The organism is Deefgea salmonis, from assembly GCF_020531905.1.
In the GTDB taxonomy this organism is placed as follows: domain Bacteria; phylum Pseudomonadota; class Gammaproteobacteria; order Burkholderiales; family Chitinibacteraceae; genus Deefgea; species Deefgea salmonis.
Map to the genome: position 1 here is coordinate 111,102 of NZ_JAJAWG010000006.1, position 21,615 is coordinate 132,716.

The following is a 21,615-nucleotide window of genomic DNA, read 5'->3' on the forward strand; positions in this document are numbered from 1 at the left end:
TTGAATGAGCTTTATCAAAAAAACACTAAAAACGGGAACCGAATCGATTCCCGTTGTGGTGTGATTTTACGCTTTTTCTGGCGGAGGGATCAGTACTTCACTGTAGCCACACTCTTTTTGTGGACACACTTTTTCGGTACCACGGCGTTTCGTGACTTTGATCGTCATAATCGGCCATTTACACTGCGGACAAGGCTCTGCCACCGGTGGATTCCATGTTGCATATTTGCAATCTGGATAGGTATTGCAAGAATAAAACAGCTTGCCATAACGGCTTTTGCGCTCAATCAAGCTGCCTTTATGACACTCTGGGCATTCAATACCGGTGTCTTTTGGCTTTTCAAGTGGCTCAATATGCTTGCATTTCGGGTAATTTGAGCAGCCAATAAACTTGCCATAACGACCCAATTTGATCAGTAAGGGTGATTCACACTTTGGACAAGTGCGATCAGGCACCACTTCGGGCTCAACCGGAGCGGCATTGGGATCATCGCCAATATTACGTGTGTAATCACACTCAGGATAAGAGCTACAGCTAATAAAGCGACCACGACGACCTAAGCGAATCGATAGCTTATGTTTGCCACATTTCGGGCAATCCTCATCCATTGCTTCATGCGTGACTTCCGCGCGCGTTAAAGCTTGTTTTTCTTCAACTTGCTTATGGAACTTGGTCCAGAACTCATCCAAAACTGGAATCCACTCACGGCTGCCGTTAGAGATTTCATCGAGCTTGTCTTCCAATTTGGCGGTAAAGTTGTAATCCACATACTGAGTGAAATGCTCAGATAAAAACTTATTCACCACTTCACCGGTGTCGGTTGGTGTGAAGCGCTTTTTATCTAAAATCACATACTCTCGATCTTTTAAGGTAAAGATAATCGAGGCGTAGGTTGAAGGACGGCCAATGCCAAACTCTTCGAGTGATTTGACCAAACTCGCTTCAGTAAAGCGCGGCGGTGGCTGGGTAAAATGCTGCTCACCAGAGATTTTTTCTACCGGTAAAACATCTCCTTCAGTCATCACCGGTAAGCGAGCTTCATCTTCATCATCGTCGACATCATCAGCATCTTCTTGGTATACCGCGATAAAGCCGGGAAATACCAAAGTCTGTCCTGTGGCGCGAAATAAATTTTCTGGACTACCTACGGCAATATCAACGGCAACGGTATCAAACTTTGCCGAGGTCATTTGGCAGGCTAAGGTCCGCTTCCAAATCATTTGGTAAAGCTTAAATTGTTCCGGCGACAAGAAAGTTTTGACCGACTCAGGCGTGCGATGAATCGACGTTGGGCGTACCGCTTCATGCGCTTCTTGCGCATTTTTGGCTTTGTTTTTATACGCAATCGCGTCTTTCGGTAAATATTCTTTTTCGAAATGCTCGCCAATATAGCCACGTATTTCAGCTAATGCATCGTTCGATAAAGCCACCGAATCGGTACGCATATAGGTGATTAAACCGACGGTTTCTCCGCCCAGATTAATCCCTTCATAGAGTTGCTGCGCAGTGCGCATCGCTCTATCGGTGGTAAAGCCTAATTTCCGCACCGCTTCTTGCTGCAAGGTTGACGTGGTAAATGGCGCAGCAGGACTGCGCGATTTCTTTTTCTTTTCAACTGAATGCACTTGAGCGGGTAAATCGGCTAAACCTGCCAAAATAGTGGCTTGAGCCGCTTCATCCGGGATATCAAATTGATCGAGCTTTTTCCCTTGCCACGTGGTGAGTCTCGCAGCGACTTTACTGCGACCTTTTTTGGTATCAAGGTGGATTGACCAATATTCTTGGGCATTAAACGCACGGATTTCAATCTCGCGCTCGCAAATTAAGCGCAAAGCAGGACTCTGCACTCGGCCTGCTGAGAGACCAGTACGCACCTTTCGCCATAGCAAGGGCGACAAATTAAAGCCGACTAAATAATCTAATGCGCTGCGTGCTTGCTGTGCATTGACTAAATTAAAGTCAATATCGCGTGGATTGGCGACGGCCTGCAAAACAGCAGACTCAGTAATCTCATGAAATACAACGCGTTTAAAGGTTTTTTCTGGGCTAATTAATTTCTTAGCTTTTAAAATTTCCATAATATGCCAAGAAATAGCTTCACCTTCTCGATCCGGATCGGATGCGAGGTAAATATGGTCAGCAGCTTCAACAGCATCACAGATGGCATCAACGTGCTTTTTATTTTTTTCGATGATCTGATACTTCATTTTGAAGTCTTTTTCAGGATCTACCGAGCCAGATTTACGCACTAATCCGCGCACATGGCCATAAGAAGCAAGAATTTGGAAATCTTTGCCCAAATATTTTTGTAGGGTTTTCGCTTTCGAAGGCGACTCAACGATTAAGAGATTGGCCGGCATGGTTCCCCAAGGCAGCAGAGATTCAAAAACTGGAGTGCGTGGCGCAGCGCGGTCTAATGCAGAGCAAAACCTTCACGGCCAAACAGCAACTCCTCGATTAGGAGATTGGTTAAAGCGTCACGCTTTTGCCAAATCACCATTAAAACTATTAATTTAATTCTTTCTAGCGCGACTTCACCATCGGGTTCACGCCAAAGTCGATCAAGGACTAATTCGCGCTCGCCCGCACTCAAGATTCGTGTGGCATCTAAAGAATGCATAAATATTGCCGCGTCTTCACTCAGTCTTTCTAGCTCCATCGGATGCAAGGAGCGAAAGCCAAATTCATTGGAATCGAGTAATTTATAGGGTGCAACATCAATTTGTTTGAGCTCAGATAACCACGTCAGCGCATCATGTATATCTTCACCCTCAAAGCCAGCCAAAGATAATTTCTTGGCCAATTGAGACATATCAGGCAAGCCGTCTGCGTTATAAAACTGCTCAAAAAGGTAAGCAAGCACTTCTAACATAATCTGTATTAAACCCCTCCGCCAATGCGTTGATAGCGTCCGCCAGGCAAAGAAGCCAGCTTCCCTTCCAATTCAAAACCCAACAGAATCTCGTACAGCGCGGCATTCGTCAAGCCAGTTCGCAGAATTAAAGTTTCAATATCCACAGGATCCCAGCCCAAAGCCTGCCAAAACGCATCCTCAGCCACCGACGGCTGTGGCTGTTTTTTAGGCGTAGCGGCCACTGAGAATAAATCATTACCAAAACAAAGTTCACTCAAAATATCATCTCCAGACTCAACAAGCTTAGCACCACTCTTAATCAAAGCATGGCAACCTTTCGCTTGCGGGGAATGAATTGAGCCTGGGATTGCAAAAATTTCACGACCAAGATCAACGGCCTGCCTCGCCGTGATCAATGAGCCACTACCCAATGCCGCCTCAACCACCAAACAGCCCAAACCTAAGGCGGCAATAATTCGATTTCGCTGTGGGAAATGCATCGGCAATGGCGGCGAGCCCAACGCAAACTCCGACAAAATCAAACCTTCGGCCGCCAATTGATGGGCAAGCTGACGATTACTGGCCGGATAGATCCGATCAAGCCCTGTTCCCACCACTGCAATACTTGAACTACGGCCGGCTAATCCACCACGATGTGCTGCAGCATCAATACCACTGGCCATGCCACTGACAATGCACAGTCCCGCACTGGATAAATGCGCAGCAAATTGCTCAGCATGATCAATCCCCTGCGGCGTGGCATTTCGACTACCTACTATACTGAGTGCGGGCTTTTTAAGTAAATTCAAGTCCCCCTTGGCATACAGCACGATGGGGGGATCGGGTAGAGACAACAAAGAAGCCGGATACAATTCATCATTTAAAGTGATGAAATGATGCTGAGGTTCAAGCAACCACGCTTGGGTTAACTCAACGATGCCTGCATGATTTGGCACACAAGTGGTCAACACGGCGTCAATGAGTTGGGGAGAAATTAGATTTTTAAATGCGCTGCGCGGCGCAGCAAAAATCTGCTCGGGTTCGCCCAAAGCGCGCAATAAATGCAATTGGCTACGAACCCCTAACCCAGGGATGAGGGAGAGTCGTAGCCAAGCTTGAAGTTCAGCGGTGAGCAATTTTATTCTACCGCAGCACTCGCCTTCGCAGTATCGCCGGCATTAATCGGCAATGTGCTGTCCATCACCAGCGCATACGCGACTTTGGGGAAAACGCGATACACGAATAAATTGCCGCTTTTAATCGGTGGCGTGAATCGTGTTGGTTCGGCGCTGGTTTCTTTAGCAATCAATCTTGGCGCTTTATAACTAAACAGCACCGTGCCCATATCCAAACCATCAAGCGCACCGCGATTCAGTACTACGGTGGTTAAAGAGCCCGCTTCGGTCGAGCCACCATACGTAGAAATCACTTTGCCTTCGATGGCATGAGCTGGCAAGTGCGGTACATAATTAATGAATTGCTTTTCTGGCGAGCGGATTAAACGATCGCCGACTGAAATCTCTTCTCGGCTATTGCCGACGATCATCGTAGTCACGTCGCCCTCGCGCTTAACCCGAACATCCCCGAGGTAAGTCACTTCAATGCCAATCACTTCCTTAGGATTTTCGGGGTCGATCAAAGGTTTACCTTTGCGAAATGCCTGCCATGTCTCACCGGGCTGGGCATCAACCAAATCCACCGAGTAAATTTGATCACTCGGGCCAAACAATAAGCGGCTATCAGGTCCTGCAGCAATCCGTGGCGCAGCCGTAAAGTCCTCGACACTCATCACCAACGGTTTACTCAAAAAAGGCTCAATTGAGGCGTAAGGAATACTCGCAATCGCATTGCCACTCAAGGTGGTTTCGCGAATTCTCGGGCTTAATTTACCGTTGCCGCTGCGCCCGTCAAATTTTTGATTTTTTAATAATTTAAGCCGCGGTTGGCCGCTTGAGGTATCCAATACAATCACATCGCCAGGATAAATCCAGTGCGGATTTTTAATGTCGGTTTTATTTAATTGCCAGATTTCTGGCCAGCGCCAAGGCTGGCTTAAAAATTTACCGGAGATTCCCCACAATGTATCGCCTTTCACCACCACATACCGATCCGGTGCATTTTTAGCTAATTTCAATTCATCTGCCACGGCAGGCGCGGATAAAAAACCAACCGCTAATAGCAGCGATACAATGGATTTACGCATCATTATTTAAGCCCAAAGCTTACCGGTCGTCGACCTTGCAAGCAAAAATTCAAAGAAGTTCACCGATATGATCTTGATATCTAACCACCCCGACCCATATCGAATATAATACAACGCTATACATTATCTCTATTTTTAATTCTGCATATCAACTTTTGGTCTAGCAAGCACACATGGCAATTCTAAACATTCTGCACTATCCCGACGAGCGCTTACACACAATCGCTCAGCCCGTGACTGTTTTTGATACAGTTCTGCAACGCCAAATCGATGACATGGCAGAAACCATGTACGCCGCACCGGGTATTGGCCTTGCCGCCTCGCAAGTTGACTTTCATCAGCGCTTGGTTGTCATCGATATTTCTGAAGAAAAAAACGACTTACTGGTGTTGATCAACCCAGAAATCATCATTGCCGATGGTCACACCGCGTACGAAGAAGGCTGCCTCTCGGTACCAGGCATTTACGAAGAAGTTGAGCGTGCGCAAACACTCACCGTTCAAGCACTCGATCGGCACGGCAAAGCATTTACGCTAGAAGCCGATGGCTTGCTGGCGATTTGCATTCAACATGAAATGGACCACCTCGACGGTAAAATTTTTGTTGAAAAACTATCGCGCCTCAAACTCAATCGCATTCTTCAAAAAATCAAAAAAAACCAAAAGCGCACGATGTAACTGATCGAAGATCTAGATCTAATCGGCAACTTGAACTTCGCACCTGACGAGGGCATTCACATCCATTCACTTTTACGCACAATCCCATGAAAATTATATTTGCTGGCACCCCTGATTTTGCGGCTGAAGCACTCAAAGCATTGATTACCGCTGGACACGAGATTGTTTTGGTTCTGACACAACCTGATCGTCCCAGTGGCCGTGGCATGAAACTCACCCCCTCGGCAGTCAAAATGGTGGCTCAAGCGCATCAGATTCCCGTGTATCAACCCGAAAAACTTCGTACGGCGGAACAGCAAGCGCCCTTGCTGGGTATCGAGGCAGACGTCATGGTGGTTGCGGCATACGGTCTGATACTGCCACAAATCATCCTTGATTTGCCCCGTTTAGGCTGCCTAAATATCCACGCCTCACTCCTGCCGCGCTGGCGTGGTGCCGCGCCAATTCAACGGGCGATCATGGCAGGTGACACCGAAACCGGCATCACCATTATGCAAATGGACGCTGGGCTCGACACTGGCGATATGCTCACGGTCCATATCACCCCCATAACGCACGATGACAACGCGCAAACCTTGCATGACAAATTAGCGCAACAAGGCGCCAGCGCCATTGTCAATGCTTTGGATCAGCTACCGGATTTGACGCCAATCCCTCAGCCGACAGCTGGCGTTTGCTATGCTGAAAAACTCAAAAAAGAAGAAGCCCAAATCGATTGGACGCAATCGGCCAGTCAGTTAGCGTTAAAAATCCGCGCCTTCAACCCCTTCCCTAGCGCGCAAACCACGCTAGATGGCGCAACCATCAAACTTTGGCAAGCGAGCGCCATTGCAGGCCAAGGCGCTGCGGGCACATTGATTGCCATTGAGAAAGAAGCGCTGATTATTGCTTGCGGTGAGGGCGCGCTGCGTGTCACTGAACTCCAAAAAGCCGGCGGCAAACGCCTCAGCGCGGCGGCTTTTTTAAGCGGCTCGCCACTAGCAATCGGTCAACAATTGGGTGCTTAATTTCGTTCACATCAACCGGAGCCAAAAACATGGATAACTGGTTTAAAACCACGGTTCTTATGGCCGCAATTTTGGCCTTGTTTATGCTGATTGGCGGCTTAATCGGCGGCAAAAGCGGGATGCTAATGGCGCTGATTTTTGGTGGCGGCATGAATGTTTTTGCCTACTGGAACTCCGATAAAATGGTGCTCAAAATGTATAACGCGCATCAAGTCGATGCGCGAAGTGCCCCAGAGCTTTACACCATGGTCGAAGAACTGGCTCGCAACGCGGGCTTGCCGATGCCCAAAGTGTTTGTGATCGATGAAGACCAGCCCAATGCATTTGCCACTGGACGCAACCCTGAAAACGCCGCAGTAGCCGCCACGACCGGCATTATGCGGGCGCTCAGCTATCGAGAATTACGCGGTGTGATGGCGCATGAATTAGCGCACGTACAGCATCGTGATATTTTAATTTCAACCATTTCCGCAACCATGGCTGGCGCTATTTCTGCGCTGGCTAATTTTGCCATGCTCTTTGGCGGCCGCGATAGCAACGGACACAGCATCAATCCCATTGCCCGCATTGCGGTTGCCATGCTGGCACCATTGGCCGCCAGTGTGATTCAAATGGCGATATCCCGAGCGCGTGAATTTGAAGCCGATGCCGGTGGCGCGCGCATTTCTGGCGACCCTGCGGCGCTGGCCGATGCACTCACCAAAATTGAAGCTTTTGCGCGTGGCATTCCAATGCACGCGGCAGAAGCGCACCCAGAAACCGCGCAGATGATGATTGTGAATCCACTGCATGGTGGTGGCTTACAAAATTTATTTCGTACTCACCCACTCACCAGTGAACGGGTAGCACGTTTACGCGCTATGGCGCAACAAAATATCAGATACACCGGATAGGTATATCTTTGTAGACCTTATAAAAAAAGATCTCCCACTCAATACCCTACAGCCCGACACTTGGTCGGGCTCATTATTTGGAAGCTTATTATGTTTATTACCCAAAAATTAGCCGGGCAAACCGTCGCCCATGTTTTGGCCGGTCAAAATCTAACCGAAGCCCTCAATGCCGTTTGGCGCAGCAACCCCGACCTTGAATCGGGCCAACGCGGCGCGATCCAAGACATTTGTTATGGCACTTTGCGTCAATTGGGTCTAATAGAGGGGGTTTTAAAACAGCTGCTGCGCAGTCCATTGCATGAGCCTGAACTCAAAGCGCTGTTGCTCATTGCCGTCTATCAACTGCAATTCACACGTGCGGCATCGCACACCATTGTTGACCATGCGGTCAAAGTCGCAGCGCAAACCGGCAGCGGCTTTGGCAAAGGCCTTGTCAATGGCGTGTTACGTAGCTTTTTACGCGGTAAAGACGAATTAGTCCGCCGTGCGCAAGCCAATGAAGTGGGTTTGTATTCACACCCTGCTTGGTGGATTAAAACCATGAAATCGGCTTACCCAACAGAATGGGAAGCGATCCTTATCGCCAATAATCAACATCCGCCGATGACGCTGCGTGTCAATCCGGCGCATACCTCAGTAAATGACTATCTGGCGCTCCTAAGCGCGGCCAATATTGAAGCGAGCGCACTCGACGAGTTGGCCATTATTTTAAAACGTCCAGTGAGTGTTGATTTTTTACCACACTTTTTTGCTGGCTGGGTTTCCGTACAAGACTGGGGCGCGCAAGTTGCCGCCAAGTTACTCGATTTACACGACGGGCAAACCGTACTCGATGCTTGCGCCGCGCCCGGCGGTAAAACTTGCCATATTTTAGAAGCCGCGCAAGTGACATTAACAGCACTCGATAACGATGCCAGCCGCCTACAGCGCGTTAAAGACAACCTTAAGCGCGTCAATAAAACCGCGACCTTACTGCAAGGCGATGCATCCACCCCAGATACTTGGTATGACGGTAAGCAATTTGATAGAATATTGGCCGATGTACCTTGCTCGGCAACAGGCGTTGCTCGCCGTCACCCTGACATTAAATGGTTACGTCGCAACGATGACTTAGCAAAATTTGCTCGCCAGCAGGCAAAAATATTGGATGCACTCTGGCCGCTCGTAGCGCCAAACGGCAAACTGCTGTACGCTACGTGCTCAGTTTTTCCTATAGAAAATGCCGCTTCAGCCGAGGCTTTTGCGCTGCGTCATCCTGATGCAAAACGCTTAGAATTACCCGCCAGCGCATTACCGAATGGCCAGTCAATCGATGGTCAGTTATTACCCACCGCGGAACATGATGGTTTTTATTACGCGCTTTTCTCTAAATCGTAATTGGCGATACCTATTGGGTGTCATGCTGCTGCTATGCGCTTATTACGCGCAAGCAGGCAGCATCAAAACCATCAAGTCCGAAGTTGAATTTAACGGTAATCATATCGAACTGGCGGGACGTTACTTGGTCACGTTGTCGCCAGACATAGAAACCGCGCTAAAAAATGGGCTGTCACTGCCTTTTACTTACGAATTTAAACTTACAAAACCTAAATTTTATGCCTGGTATCGCAATTTAGCCGACAGCTTTAATTCCACGGCCAGCATCACCTACCGCCTAAGTTACCAACCACTCACCCGACAATACCGCCTCAACACCAGTGGCCTTACACGCAACTTCAATAGCGCTGACGAGGCGCTGGTGGCGCTGAGTATTATTCGCGGCTGGACGGTACTAGAGGGCAGCAATATTGATAACGAAGACTTTGCTGGCAAAATCCGCTTTCGTTTAGATCATTCACTGCTACCCAAATCGTATCAACTCACCGCATTAGGTGATGAAGATTGGGTGCTCGATTCGGGCTGGCATGAATTACAGCGCCCGGTTAGCAGCCCTTCTGCCGAGCCTGTGCCATGAAAAAACTCTTAATTTTTCTCGGCGTTTTGGGTACGGTTTTATTATTTCTCTTGGCATCGGCCTCGGGAAATACCTCAGAATCTTCGCAATACTACAAGCTGATTTTAGCGCTCAATGCCCTGCTGTTGATTGCACTGGCCATTTTGGTCGGCTCTCGACTCACTCAATTACTTAAACGAGTGAGAAGCAAAGTTTTTGGCTCTCGGCTCACCATTCGTATGGTCTTGATGTTTTCCTTGGTCGCAGTACTACCGGGCGCCTTGGTCTACACACTCTCGGTACAATTTTTAAATCGCTCCATCGAAACCTGGTTTGATGTTCGGGTGGATAATGCCCTTGATCGCGGCCTGAATTTGGGCCACAACGCGATTGATTACCAGCTCAATGACTTACAACGCAAAGCCAGCGTGATCGCTTGGGACATCCACGACAATAGCCTGAGTGCTTTATTGGAGCGGCTCTCCAAATTACGCGATCAAACTGGCGTTCAAGAGATCACGCTGTTTGACAATAATGGCCAAGTGCACGCCCATATTGGCAATGAATACGCCAGTTTAGTACCCAGTTTACCGGATAGAAAAATCATTACCGAGGCCGAACGAGGCAGTTACAAAGCCATTGAGTCAGACCCAGTTAATGGCTTGATGATGCGCGTTATCGTGCAATTGCCCGGCAGTGAATTCTCCAATCGCGTCAAACTTTTGCAATTACTCCAGCCCGTTCCCAAGCAATTGGCACAAGACGCCGAATTAGTTGAGCAAGTTCGAGGGGAATACAAGCAACTCTCGCAATCCAGAGAGGGACTCAAGTTAATTTTTAGCCTCACACTCACCATGGCACTCACCATGGCGCTTTTGGGTGCTTTGGCCTTAGCGATTTACCTCTCAGACAAACTCGCCGCCCCGTTATCGGTGCTGGCAGCAGGCACTCGAGCCGTCGCACAAGGCGATTTTACCCAACAACATCCCGTGATTAGCCGCGATGAACTGGGGATTTTAACCCACTCGTTTAACCGAATGACTCGGCAGCTCTCTGATGCGCGCGACACACTAGAGCACAATCAAGCCGAACAAGCCGAAGCCAAAGCCTATGTTGAAGCGATTTTAGCTTCACTATCAGCAGGAGTATTATCGCTGGATGAAGACTGGCACCTCCAATCGGCCAATCACAGTGCTTTACGAATTTTAGGGCTAGATCCAAGTCGAATTGGCGATTTACCACTCTCGAAATGGAATCAAGCCTACCCCAACCTCACCGCGTTTTTTGCCCATACCATTCATGGCTTTTTATCTGACGATGAAGTGTGGCAGCGGCAAATTGAGCTCGACGCCGAAAAACGCGTGCTGTTGGTGCGTGGTACGCGGTTAACGCAAAAAATCGATGGCAGTGATGATTTACACGGCTACGTGATGGTGTTTGATGACATTACTGAACTGCTATCAGCGCAGCGCGATGCGGCATGGGGCGAAGTCGCCCGCCGCTTAGCCCATGAAATCAAAAACCCACTCACGCCGATTCAGCTCTCCGCCGAGCGTATGGAAATGAAGCTAGTTGAAAAACTCGACCCAGCTGGCGCTGAATTTTTACGCAGAAATACGCAGACCATCGTCAAACAAGTGGCTGCGCTCAAGCAAATGGTCGATGCCTTCCGGGACTATGCCCGCAAGCCATCGGGCAAAAAACGCCCACTAGATTTGATGCAATTACTTAACGAAGTACTGGTATTGTACGAAGCGTCGCCCATCATGCTCGATTTTAAAGTACACGGGCCCCTGATGATTAATGGCGACCCAACGCATTTGCGGCAAGTCATTCATAACTTGCTACAAAACGCCCAGGATGCAATTACCGATGCTGCAGAGCAAAGGATTTGCCTTCTGGTGGAAAAAGACGAAAAATGGGCACGTCTTTATATTGAAGACAGCGGCAAAGGCTTTCCAGCTGAACTCTTGCCACGTGTTTTTGAGCCCTACGTTACATCAAAGGCCAAAGGTACAGGTCTAGGTTTAGCAATCGTGAAGAAAATTATCGAAGAACATCACGGGCGCGTTCAGGTGGGTAATTCCACCGGTGCATTTGTTAGGATCGAGCTGCCGCTCTGGGAGGAAACAACTAGTGGCTAATCAAGATATTTTAATCGTCGACGACGAAATCGGCATCCGCGAACTTCTATCTGAAATCTTGCTGGATGAGGGGTATAGCGTTGCACTCGCAGAAAATGCAGAGGCTGCACGCAAATACCGTAACCAAGGTGAACCACGTTTGGTGCTTCTGGACATCTGGATGCCCGACACTGACGGTGTGACACTACTCAAAGAGTGGGCGCGCAATGGTCAACTCACCATGCCCGTCGTGATGATGTCAGGCCATGCCACTGTGGATACCGCAGTGGAAGCAACCCGGATTGGAGCGCTTGATTTTCTTGAAAAACCCATCGGTTTGCAAAAACTACTGGCCACCGTCAAACGCGCTTTTTCACAGCCAGTGAATCAGGTAAAGCCCAATCAGGGTTTGCAGAGCCTCGGTAATAGCCCAGCGATTACTTCGCTGCGTGAGGCGCTTGACCAGGTTGCAAGCCAAACCCTGCCTATCACATTAACCGGCGAACCAGGATCCGGTTTTGAAACGTGCGCGCGGCATTTAACCCGCCCTAACACGCCGTTTATCTCGCCAAGTTCCAATGAAGAACTCGCCTTGCCGCCGCAAGACTTGCTCAATCGTGCGACTGGCGGGACGATTTTTGTTCGTGATATCGCTTGGCTAGATCGTAAAGCGCAAACCGGCTTGCTCAATTTGCTGCCTAAGCTGGAAAAATACAAAATCCGCTTAGTCACTGCCTCCAGTCGGCCACTCGATCAGCTCATTGGCCAGTGCGAACCTGAATTGCTGCGTCAACTCACGCAAATCATCTTGGCGGTTCCGCCTTTGCGTGCGCATGCTGAAGACGTCCCTGCGATGGCCGAAGTGTTGTTAGCACAAACAGTCACCAGCAATAAACTCGGACCACGGCGCTTTTCTAAATCAGCCTTGCAATTACTCAGCCAACAAGATTGGCCGGGCAATATTGATCAGCTGGCCAATGTGGTGAAAAGTCTCGCCCTCACCGGTCGCGATGGTGATATTGATATCTTGCCGGTCAGCCGTCTGCTCACGCAACTTTCACCTAATTCGCAAGAGGCGACTTTAGGCGTAACGCAGCAAGCTATGCCGCTACCGCAAATTGATCTTGATTTACCGCTGCGTGAAGCACGCGATCAATTTGAGCGGTTTTATTTAGAGCGCCAAATTGAGTTATCCAACGGTAATATGAGTCGTGTCGCCGAGCGAATCGGCTTAGAGCGCACCCATCTTTACCGTAAGTTAAAACAATTAGGTATCCAGATGCCGCGTAAACAACGCGTCGTTGAAGAGCAATAAATCACGATACTGACGCAAAAAATCGGCCATATTGTGGCCGATTTTTGTTTTTAAGCCGCTAATTCATCCAGTGAGGGTTATTTTGCCCAATATTTTAATCTTAGGTGCCGGACGAGTCGGCTCTTCGGTCGCCGAACAACTCGTTCATGAACGCTACAATGTCACCATTGTGGACAACGATGCCAGCTTACTGAAACCACTGGCTGATCGCCTGGATTTACGCACCTTATTGGGTTCAGCCAATAGCCCAAAAACCCTCATCGCCGCTGGCATCGAAGATACTGATTTACTACTTGCGGTCACGCCCTATGACGAAGTGAATATCGTCGCGTGTAAAATCGCCCACGATTTATTCAATGTGCCGATTCGCTTAGCGCGAATCCGCGAGCAAGATCTACTGAGCTACCCAAGTCTGTTTAACGACAGTGGCTTTGCCGTTAATCACGTCATTACCCCCGCGCAAATTGTCACCGACTATTTAGTCAGCCTGATTGAAACCACTGAAGCATTGCAAGTCTTAGAATTTGCCGATGGTTTAGCCAAAATGATCGCCGTTCGGGTTGAAGCTGGCTCGCAAATGGATGGGCAAGATTTAGCCTATCTCGCTCGGCAACTCAACCCGATCGAGTGCCGCGTGGTATCGATTTATCGCAGTAATCACCGCCTTAAACCGGACGGCAAGGTGAGTTTAAAATCCGGCGACGAAGTTTTTTTTCTGGCGGCAAGTCGTGATGTCAGCCGCGTGATGAGTGCATTTTGTACTCAAATCAAACCCATACGCCGCATTACCATTTGTGGCGGCGGCAATGTTGGCTACCGACTGGCCAAACAAATCGAAAAACGTTACGCCATTAAATTGATTGAAAATAATCGCGAGCGGGCGCAATGGCTGGCTGAACATCTCACTGATTGCTTGATTTTGCACGGCCAAGCCACCGACGAAGACTTACTTGAAAACGAGCAAGTCGATCGCTGCGATTTATTTTTGGCGCTCACATCTGACGACGAAGACAATATCATGTCGTCCTTACTCGCCAAACAAATGGGCGCACACCGTGTGGTGTCGATTATCAACCGCTCGCGCTACGTTGATTTATTGCAAGGCGGCAAAATTGATGTTGCGCTCTCGCCAGCGCAAATCACCATTGGCGCATTACTGGCGCATGTCCGCCAAGGCGATATTGTCGCAGTGCATAGCCTACGTCGCGGCGAAGCCGAGGCCATTGAACTGATCGCCCATGGCACGCCGGATACCTCCAAAGTCATTGGCCGTAAAATCGAGGACATCAAATTGCCGCAAGGCGCTGATTTGGCGGCGGTGATTCGCGACAACACCGTTTTGATGGCGCATCACGACACGGTGATTCTTAACAACGATCATGTGATTTTATTTATTGATAATAAAAGCCATATTCGTGACGTTGAGAAGTTGTTTGCGGTTTCATTAGGGTTTTTCTAAATGCAATTAGCGCAAAAATTATTACCCACCGTCAATATCGTCGCCCGGGTGTCGATGCTATTTTCACTGAGTCTACTGGTGCCCATTGCAATGGCGTGGTGGCATCAAGACGCGGCTTTACTGCCTTTTATCCAAGCTTTAATTGGCTTACAACTATTTAGCGTGGGCTTATTTTTACTCACTCGGCATTACCGACGAGAATTATTGCCCAGAGATGGCTTTATTCTTGTCGTGAGTTTGTGGACCGCGCTGCCTGCCGTCGCGGCAGTGCCATTGATGCTGTATGACCCGCAACTGTCTTTTACCAATGCGTATTTTGAGACGATGTCGGCATTATCGACGACGGGTGCCACGGTAATGGTGGGCTTGGACCATCTGCCTGAATCAATTAATCTATGGCGGCACTTACTCAATTGGCTAGGGGGTATGGGTATCATCGTCTTAGCTGTAGCGATCTTCCCACTATTAGGGGTGGGGGGTATGCAATTATTTAAAGCCGAAACCCCGGGCCCAATCAAAGACAGTAAGCTCACGCCACGCATTCACGAAACCGCCCGCAATCTGTGGCTGATTTATACGGGCCTCACGGTGTTGTGCGCGCTGCTACTGCGTTGGGTGGGTGGTATGAGCTGGTTTGACGCGGTGTGCCACGCTTTTGCCGCGCTGAGCCTTGGCGGGTTTTCTACCCATGATGCCAGCGTCGGTTTTTTTAATTCGCCGCTGATTGAAGGCATTTTGATGCTGTTTATGCTATTGGCAGCGACTAATTTTGCCACGCATTATTTTGCTTTATCTGGTCGCAAACTCTCGGTGTATTGGCACGACTCTGAGTTCAAAGCCATGCTGCTGCTGATCGCATCGAGCATTGCCGGTTTAAGTTTCTTTTTAGTTTGGCAGCAGACCTATCCGGATTTGCTTACGGCATTGCGTCACGTTGCCTTTAATTTGATTTCAATTGCCACCGATTGCGGTTTTGCCAGTGTCGATTTTGGCCAATGGCCGATTTTTGCCCCCTTAGTGATGTTGCTATTGTCATCGATTACGGCGTGTGCTGGATCCACCGGTGGCGGCATTAAAATGATCCGCACCATTATCCAAACACGTGAAGTCGGCCGGCAAATGTCATTGCTGCTGCATCCACAAGGGATTCATCCTTTACGCGTTAACGGTCAAATCATCCCCAATTCGATTTTGGCCTCGGTGATGGGGTTTATCTTTTTATATTTCACCAGCATTGTGGTGCTCACTTTTGCTTTACTACTTTCTGGCTTGGATTTTATTTCCAGCTTTAGCGCCATCATTGCCTGCATTAATAATGCCGGCCCTGGCCTTGGTGAAGTGGGGCCTGCCAGTAATTATTCGGGCTTAACTGATTTTCAAACTTGGGTATGTAGCTTTGCAATGCTCTTGGGGCGACTCGAAATATTCTCGGTTTTAATCTTATTTACCCGAGCTTTTTGGCGGAGTTAATCCCCCACTCACCGCATTAATGCCTGCAATACGCTTTAACTCGCTACGAAAGAAAAACCATGGAAACACTCTTTACCGGTATTTTGCTGTCTTTATCACTGTGCTTAGATATTGGCATGGTGAATGTCGCCATGATTGATGTCGCCATGAAGCACGGCCGCCGTGCTGGCTTTATTTTGGGACTCGGTTCTTGTTTTGCCGATTTGTTCTACGCCATTTTGGCCTTGCTCGGTATGCGCTATTTATTACAGTTTCCGGCTGTGCAATGGGTTACTTGGCTGGGGGGTGGCAGTATTTTGATTTATTTGGCGTGGAAAATGGCCAAAGAAGCATTACAAGACGCCCAGCGAGCCGAAACCGCCCATCCGCCTTTGCCGGCCAAGCATCATTTATTTGGCCGTGGACTGATGCTGGCCTTGGCCTCACCAACGTCAATTTTATGGTTTGCTGCGGTCGGCGGTGCGCTGATCGCGCAAGCCACCGATGGCACTTGGTTCAGTAGCGCGGCATTTTTACTCGGCTTTTTTATTGGCGGCGTCGCTTGGAGCTTAGGGCTTGTGATCGCCAGCCACCACGGCGGCCAAGTAATGGGCAATCGCTTCAAACAAGCTTGCCATGCAGTTTCGGCACTGCTGTATGTGTATTTTGCCGTGCTCGTGCTGCGTAATGGCTATCTCGCCCTCTGGCTAAACTAGGGTCTGTTGACATTGGGTTTGCCAACTGCGCTGGTAGGTATTTTGGCCCAAGGCAAGGTATGTGCGCGCAGCGTAGATTTCTACGCAGCGCTTCTTGGTAACGCAGCATCCGCCCCAGAGCCGCCAACCCCCAGCAGCGCCTCGGGCAAGATTGCGCTTAATCGGCGATTTCGGTCTTGCCCCGTCCCGATTGCTTGGCGCGGTATAAAGCTTCATCCGCACGCAGCAATAAGGCGCGGCCATTCTCATCGTCTTTTAACTGCGCAATCCCCGCAGAAAAACGCACTTCAATTCTTTGATTATGGTGAATATACGGTGTTCGGCCGGCCACCAATTTCAATCGGTCAATCACATAACTGGCACCGCGAACATCGGTATCGACAAGGAGCAGTAAAAACTCTTCGCCACCATAGCGCACTAACACATCCGATTCGCGCAGCACCGCTTTGGTGAGGTTGGTCACGTGAATTAACACCTGATCACCGACTAAATGCGTGAATCGATCGTTAATTAATTTAAAGTCGTCCAAATCAATAATCGCGGCGGTTAAGCGGCCATCAATGCGCTGCGCCCTTTTGACTTCACGCAGCAATAAATGATCGAGTCCTTGCCGATTTAAAGCCCCGGTTAAGGCGTCTTGCTCGAGGACTTTGCGATTAAATGCTAAATCTTCTTCAATATGCCGAATCGAATCACGAATCGTCTGTAAATCGCTATGCGATGTTCTTACGGTGGAATGCACATTATGCGTGGTGCTGATCACCACATTGAGCATGTCTTCTAAAGACGCTTGCGTTTCTTCAATACTCACTTGCTGCGCCACATGCGCTTGGCGTACTTGCTTTAAGTCGCCGAGTTTTTGCTCAAAAACTTGGCTAGAATCGGCCAAATTTTCCAATAAGCTTTCGGTCAGTAAGCTCGCCCCTTCTGTGGCATCATCGAGCTTATACAAAACTTGCCAAGCCACCTGCATCTCGCTGGCGGTTTTGCTTTCTGGTGCCTTGATGGTCAAAATGGCGTTATAAAATTGGGTGTAATTTTCAGGCGTTGGCGGCAAAGCGCGCTCAGAAAGCCGCTTAAGTGCAATGCGGGCAATTTCCACCGGATTAACTGGGGTGGACAGAGTCATGGAGTTAAAGCCTAGCGTTGGTTTATACTATGGTCTCGATTGTAAGGACATGCGCATACTTCGCCAAGTCCATTATTCAAAAACAGTCATTTTCATTTCATTTCGCCACGGGCACTACGGTTATCTCCATTATGCATATTCATATTCTTGGTATTTGCGGCACTTTTATGGGCGGCATTGCCGCACTCGCACGTGCGGCAGGTCATACCGTGACCGGTTGCGATAGCAATGTGTATCCGCCGATGTCAACCCAGCTTGAAGCACTCGGCATTGAGCTCATCGAAGGCTTTGGCGTTGAGCAATTGGCGCTACAACCTGATTTATACGTCGTGGGTAATGTCGTTAAACGGGGTATGCCGCTGATGGAGGCGATTTTAAACGCAGGACTGCCCTATACCTCTGGCCCGCAATGGCTGGGCGAACAAATTTTACAAGACAAATGGGTATTGGCCATTGCCGGTACGCACGGAAAAACCACCACCACCGGCATGCTGGCGTGGATTTTAGAATACGCTGGCTTGGCCCCCGGATTTTTGATCGGTGGCATCCCTGAGAACTTCGGCATTTCGGCGCGCTTGCCGCAAACGCCGCGCCAAGATCCGCATAGCACCTCGCCATTTTTTGTCATTGAGGCCGATGAATACGATACGGCATTTTTTGATAAACGCAGTAAATTCGTGCATTACCGCCCACGCACCGCCGTTTTAAATAATTTAGAATTTGATCACGCCGATATTTTTGCTGATTTAACGGCAATTGAAACCCAATTTCATCACCTCGTTCGCACTGTTCCTAGCCAAGGGCGCGTGATTGTGAATGGCAAAGAGGCCAGCTTGCAACGCGTACTCGATCGCGGTTGCTGGAGTGAGACTGAATTTTTTGCTGGCAGCGAGCACGGCTGGCAAGTGGGTACAGTGTACTCAGATGGCTTTGAAGTCTTACTTGATGGTCAAGCGCAAGGCCGTTTAACCTGGGCGCTGATGGGCGAGCACAACGCGCACAACGCCTTAGCGGCGATTGCGGCGGCACGCCATGTGGGCGTTACACCCAGTGTTGCCATTGAAGCGTTGGGGCAATTTGCCAATGTCAAACGACGCATGGAGGTCAAAGGCTGCGTGAATCAAATCACCGTTTACGATGATTTTGCCCACCACCCAACAGCCATTGCCACCACCATTGCTGGGCTACGCGCTAAAGTCGGCCAAGCGCGGATTTTGGCCGTGCTTGAACCGCGCTCAAATACCATGAAGCTCGGCACGATGAAAGCGGCCTTGCCCGCCAGTTTAGCGGCTGCTGATCAAGTCTTTTGTTATGGTGCCAATTTGGGCTGGGAGCCCAGCGAAGCACTGACTGAACTCGGTGATAAAGCGCAAAGCTTTAATGACATACCGGCATTAATCCAAGCGATCACGGCCAATGCGCAAGCAGGAGACCATATTTTAGTGATGAGTAATGGTGGCTTTGCTGGCATCCATGACGCTTTACTCAAGGCTTTGGCTTAACAGTAAAGTACGACAAGTCCTACTCGATATAAAAAGAGAGCGATACCTATGTATCGCTCTCTAAGCAATAATCTATATAGCCTAGCGGTATATACCTAGCACTTAACCGGTTCAGACTCTAAAACCAATTCAAATAGCGCTGCGACATCGGCCTGCACTGCTAGCTCCAAAGCCAGCACATCGGCGGCGGTTGCGCCACCGTGATTGACCAAGACTAAAGCTTGTTTTTCATACATGCCAACCGGCCCCAAGCGCCGCCCTTTCCAACCGGCTTGTTCAATCAGCCAGCCTGCAGCCAATTTATACTGCCCATCGGCCAAGGCATACGCCACCATTTGCGGATAACGCGCCTGTAATTTTTGATAATGCGCGGCACTGACGATGGGATTTTTAAAATAACTGCCGGCATTGCCAATCACCGCTGGGTCGGGCAATTTGGCTTGTCGAACTTGGCAAATAGCTTGCGAAACGGTGCTTGGCGTTGCTGGCAATTGCATCGCCTGTAAAGCATTCGCAATGTCACCATAATTGGTTTTGGTTTGATGATTTTTGGGTAAGCGAAACACCACTTCACAAATCAGCCAAGGCGTTGTTGATTGCTTAAAAAAGCTATCGCGGTAGGCAAACTGGCAATCAGCGGCGCTAAATTGTTGCATCTGGCCACTACTTAAATCAATAGCGGTTAAATGATCCAGCGTGTCTTTAAGCTCAACGCCGTAAGCGCCAATATTTTGCACTGGCGCCGCACCAACCGTCCCCGGAATTAAAGACAGGTTTTCCAACCCGCCCCAGCCTTGCGCCAAGGTCCATTGCACAAATGGATGCCACAGCTCACCCGCCGCTGCTGCGACGTACCACGCTTCGTCATCCTCGCGCAGTAAACGCTTGCCTTTGAGCTCAACATGGAGCACCACTCGATCTAGCGACTCGGACAACACCAAATTACTACCGCCACCTAAAATCAGCCATGGCAGCGTATTTAACTCAGGATCAAGTCGCCATGATTCGAGTTGCTCAATCGACTGTAGAGGTAAAATTCGGGATGCATAGGCAGTCAAACCCAAGGTATTCATTGCGCTTAAATTGGCACGCGGGCTTAATGAAGCAGACATAATCATCACAACAAAGCAAAAGGCGATTATCCACCACTTTACGTGTGGGATAAATAAAAAACCCCTCCACAGGTGGAAGGGTTGATAGGCATCATGCACTCAGTCAGCAACGCAAACCCTGATGGGTTCAGTGCCGCCCTAAGGCATGACTTGATCTCTGTAGCTTGAGTCATCAACGCCGCTCACGCTTTTATTCCTAACGATGACTAGTCTCCATCCTCTTTATTTTTGGCATTACCCGCGCAATCGAACTGGTCTTGCCGCAACCTTAAAAATGAAAGATTAATGTAATAATTATTCATTTTTAATGATTGTATCGCGCCAAAATTATATTTTTGATCACGACAAAGTCTATTTAGTAACAAAGTATTTTTTCTGTCAAGCGCCTCGTTCATCAAAAATAATAATCGGAAAATGCGCTCAACCATCCGCGTGCAGCACTGCCAAACAGCTCAAACTCGCCACTGGTGCAGTGCACCAAAACGCCAATAAAGTGCATTGATTTATAGCTCATCGGGCTTAAATAAAATATTGCACTGCAACATCATCGAATAATGATGTAGTTTAAAACGAAACAAATAAATTGGTTAATATCAAAAAAAAAGGGCGTATTTCCGACACTTTTAAAAGTAACCCAAACCATTACTGAATCCGGCGGCTAAAAAACAAACGATTTATTACACAAATATAACAACCAAGTAATAATCTTACGGGCTGAATTAAAATATTAACCACCGGAAAGTGGTATTACTATGGCCGGTTACCCAAATGCCAACGCGCGCAATACCATTTGGTTTGCTCTGCCGACGTCGGCACTAAAACACTGCCAGATTGCGATAAAAACCGCGGATAGGGCCCGGCCAGCTCGACAAAACGCACCCCAAGTCGTTCCTCGATATTTTTTCTAACCGCAGCCACCGGTGAATTAATCAATACGCCAACCATTAATGCGCCAGATTCCGGGGTATTTACAAACACTTCTTGAGCTAAATTACCCGCTAATTGTGCATTTTTACCGGCATACCATTGCGCCCCACCCCAGACTCGGATCGGCGTGTCCAAATGCAATCGAAAATAACTTTGCCACCACTGTGTTGACCATTCACTGCGACACGCCAAAGCCGCCTCGACTTTATCGCTAAAGTGACTGGGTAAGGCCCAAGTGGGCGCAGAATGCAAAAACGCCACCATACAGCCACAAGCAAACAATCGTTTTACTGGGCGCATGATGGCGTTTCCTTG

General features: G+C 48.8%; 18 protein-coding genes. 11 read left to right on the forward strand and 7 right to left on the reverse strand.

Annotation, left to right across the window (positions count from 1 at the left end; genetic code table 11):
• Positions 1 to 66 precede the first annotated feature (66 nt).
• From topA to LG219_RS10650, 4 genes are read right to left on the reverse strand one after another with little or no spacing between them, the layout of a single operon-like run.
• A complete protein-coding gene (gene topA, locus LG219_RS10635; protein ID WP_226764469.1) occupies positions 67 to 2,361 on the reverse strand; it encodes a type I DNA topoisomerase in 2,295 nt (764 codons plus the stop codon).
• 53 nt (positions 2,362 to 2,414) lie between these two features.
• On the reverse strand, positions 2,415 to 2,873 hold the full coding sequence (locus LG219_RS10640) for a DUF494 family protein (RefSeq protein WP_226764470.1): 459 nt from the start codon (positions 2,871 to 2,873) through the stop codon (positions 2,415 to 2,417).
• Between the two features lie 8 nt (positions 2,874 to 2,881).
• Complete coding sequence (dprA, locus tag LG219_RS10645; RefSeq protein ID WP_226764471.1) at positions 2,882 to 3,991, reverse strand: DNA-processing protein DprA; 1,110 nt, start codon at positions 3,989 to 3,991, stop codon at positions 2,882 to 2,884.
• A 2-nt stretch (positions 3,992 to 3,993) separates the two neighbouring features.
• Positions 3,994 to 5,061 carry a LysM peptidoglycan-binding domain-containing protein gene (locus LG219_RS10650; protein ID WP_226764472.1) on the reverse strand — a complete coding sequence of 356 codons (1,068 nt, stop codon included), beginning with the start codon at positions 5,059 to 5,061 and terminating at the stop codon, positions 3,994 to 3,996.
• Positions 5,062 to 5,231: 170 nt separating this feature from the next.
• Between LG219_RS10650 and def the strand changes: the two genes are divergently transcribed.
• From def to LG219_RS10700, 10 genes are all read left to right on the forward strand, one after another.
• A complete protein-coding gene (gene def, locus LG219_RS10655; RefSeq protein WP_226764473.1) occupies positions 5,232 to 5,735 on the forward strand; it encodes a peptide deformylase in 504 nt (167 codons plus the stop codon).
• Positions 5,736 to 5,821: 86 nt separating this feature from the next.
• A complete protein-coding gene (gene fmt / locus LG219_RS10660) occupies positions 5,822 to 6,742 on the forward strand; it encodes a methionyl-tRNA formyltransferase (protein WP_226764474.1) in 921 nt (306 codons plus the stop codon).
• A gap of 29 nt (positions 6,743 to 6,771) precedes the next feature.
• Entirely contained in the window at positions 6,772 to 7,635 is an 864-nt protein-coding gene (htpX, locus tag LG219_RS10665) for a zinc metalloprotease HtpX (protein ID WP_226764475.1), read from the forward strand.
• A 90-nt stretch (positions 7,636 to 7,725) separates the two neighbouring features.
• Positions 7,726 to 9,012: a 16S rRNA (cytosine(967)-C(5))-methyltransferase RsmB gene (gene rsmB, locus LG219_RS10670; protein WP_226764476.1), complete on the forward strand. Its 1,287-nt coding sequence runs from the start codon at positions 7,726 to 7,728 to the stop codon at positions 9,010 to 9,012.
• Positions 9,013 to 9,034: 22 nt separating this feature from the next.
• Positions 9,035 to 9,589, forward strand: a complete 555-nt coding sequence (locus LG219_RS10675; protein WP_226764477.1) for a DUF4390 domain-containing protein — start codon at positions 9,035 to 9,037, stop codon at positions 9,587 to 9,589.
• On the forward strand, positions 9,586 to 11,712 hold the full coding sequence (locus LG219_RS10680; RefSeq protein WP_226764478.1) for a sensor histidine kinase: 2,127 nt from the start codon (positions 9,586 to 9,588) through the stop codon (positions 11,710 to 11,712). The genes LG219_RS10675 and LG219_RS10680 overlap by 4 nt, the downstream gene beginning before the upstream one ends.
• Positions 11,705 to 13,006 carry a sigma-54-dependent transcriptional regulator gene (locus tag LG219_RS15435; RefSeq protein ID WP_226764479.1) on the forward strand — a complete coding sequence of 434 codons (1,302 nt, stop codon included), beginning with the start codon at positions 11,705 to 11,707 and terminating at the stop codon, positions 13,004 to 13,006. Before LG219_RS10680 ends, LG219_RS15435 begins: the two co-directional genes overlap by 8 nt.
• 82 nt (positions 13,007 to 13,088) lie before the next feature.
• Positions 13,089 to 14,465 carry a Trk system potassium transporter TrkA gene (gene trkA / locus LG219_RS10690; RefSeq protein WP_226764480.1) on the forward strand — a complete coding sequence of 459 codons (1,377 nt, stop codon included), beginning with the start codon at positions 13,089 to 13,091 and terminating at the stop codon, positions 14,463 to 14,465.
• Complete coding sequence (locus LG219_RS10695) at positions 14,466 to 15,935, forward strand: TrkH family potassium uptake protein (RefSeq protein ID WP_226764481.1); 1,470 nt, start codon at positions 14,466 to 14,468, stop codon at positions 15,933 to 15,935.
• Between the two features lie 59 nt (positions 15,936 to 15,994).
• Entirely contained in the window at positions 15,995 to 16,630 is a 636-nt protein-coding gene (locus LG219_RS10700) for a LysE family translocator (RefSeq protein WP_226764482.1), read from the forward strand.
• A 157-nt stretch (positions 16,631 to 16,787) separates the two neighbouring features.
• Here the strand turns inward: LG219_RS10700 and LG219_RS10705 are convergent, their stop codons facing one another.
• Entirely contained in the window at positions 16,788 to 17,759 is a 972-nt protein-coding gene (locus LG219_RS10705) for a GGDEF domain-containing protein (RefSeq protein ID WP_226764483.1), read from the reverse strand.
• 128 nt (positions 17,760 to 17,887) lie between these two features.
• On the opposite strand from LG219_RS10705, the gene mpl reads away from it, so the two are divergent.
• On the forward strand, positions 17,888 to 19,261 hold the full coding sequence (mpl, locus tag LG219_RS10710) for a UDP-N-acetylmuramate:L-alanyl-gamma-D-glutamyl-meso-diaminopimelate ligase (protein ID WP_226764528.1): 1,374 nt from the start codon (positions 17,888 to 17,890) through the stop codon (positions 19,259 to 19,261).
• Between the two features lie 95 nt (positions 19,262 to 19,356).
• Here mpl and murB read toward each other — a convergent pair whose 3' ends face one another.
• Both murB and LG219_RS10720 read right to left on the reverse strand, forming a co-directional pair.
• On the reverse strand, positions 19,357 to 20,373 hold the full coding sequence (gene murB, locus LG219_RS10715; protein ID WP_250647297.1) for a UDP-N-acetylmuramate dehydrogenase: 1,017 nt from the start codon (positions 20,371 to 20,373) through the stop codon (positions 19,357 to 19,359).
• A 750-nt stretch (positions 20,374 to 21,123) separates the two neighbouring features.
• Positions 21,124 to 21,600: a hypothetical protein gene (locus LG219_RS10720; RefSeq protein WP_226764484.1), complete on the reverse strand. Its 477-nt coding sequence runs from the start codon at positions 21,598 to 21,600 to the stop codon at positions 21,124 to 21,126.
• Positions 21,601 to 21,615 lie beyond the last annotated feature (15 nt).

Bases quoted from the DNA above. Each gene is read 5' to 3' on its own strand.
- topA (WP_226764469.1), bottom strand. From the start codon at position 2,361: ATGCCGGCCAATCTCTTAATCGTTGAGTCGCCTTCGAAAGCGAAAACC.
- LG219_RS10640 (WP_226764470.1), bottom strand. From the start codon at position 2,873: ATGTTAGAAGTGCTTGCTTACCTTTTTGAGCAGTTTTATAACGCAGAC.
- LG219_RS10650 (WP_226764472.1), bottom strand. From the start codon at position 5,061: ATGATGCGTAAATCCATTGTATCGCTGCTATTAGCGGTTGGTTTTTTA.
- def (WP_226764473.1), top strand. From the start codon at position 5,232: ATGGCAATTCTAAACATTCTGCACTATCCCGACGAGCGCTTACACACA.
- fmt (WP_226764474.1), top strand. From the start codon at position 5,822: ATGAAAATTATATTTGCTGGCACCCCTGATTTTGCGGCTGAAGCACTC.
- htpX (WP_226764475.1), top strand. From the start codon at position 6,772: ATGGATAACTGGTTTAAAACCACGGTTCTTATGGCCGCAATTTTGGCC.
- rsmB (WP_226764476.1), top strand. From the start codon at position 7,726: ATGTTTATTACCCAAAAATTAGCCGGGCAAACCGTCGCCCATGTTTTG.
- LG219_RS10675 (WP_226764477.1), top strand. From the start codon at position 9,035: ATGCTGCTGCTATGCGCTTATTACGCGCAAGCAGGCAGCATCAAAACC.
- LG219_RS10680 (WP_226764478.1), top strand. From the start codon at position 9,586: ATGAAAAAACTCTTAATTTTTCTCGGCGTTTTGGGTACGGTTTTATTA.
- LG219_RS10695 (WP_226764481.1), top strand. From the start codon at position 14,466: ATGCAATTAGCGCAAAAATTATTACCCACCGTCAATATCGTCGCCCGG.
- LG219_RS10700 (WP_226764482.1), top strand. From the start codon at position 15,995: ATGGAAACACTCTTTACCGGTATTTTGCTGTCTTTATCACTGTGCTTA.
- LG219_RS10705 (WP_226764483.1), bottom strand. From the start codon at position 17,759: ATGACTCTGTCCACCCCAGTTAATCCGGTGGAAATTGCCCGCATTGCA.
- murB (WP_250647297.1), bottom strand. From the start codon at position 20,373: ATGTCTGCTTCATTAAGCCCGCGTGCCAATTTAAGCGCAATGAATACC.
- LG219_RS10720 (WP_226764484.1), bottom strand. From the start codon at position 21,600: ATGCGCCCAGTAAAACGATTGTTTGCTTGTGGCTGTATGGTGGCGTTT.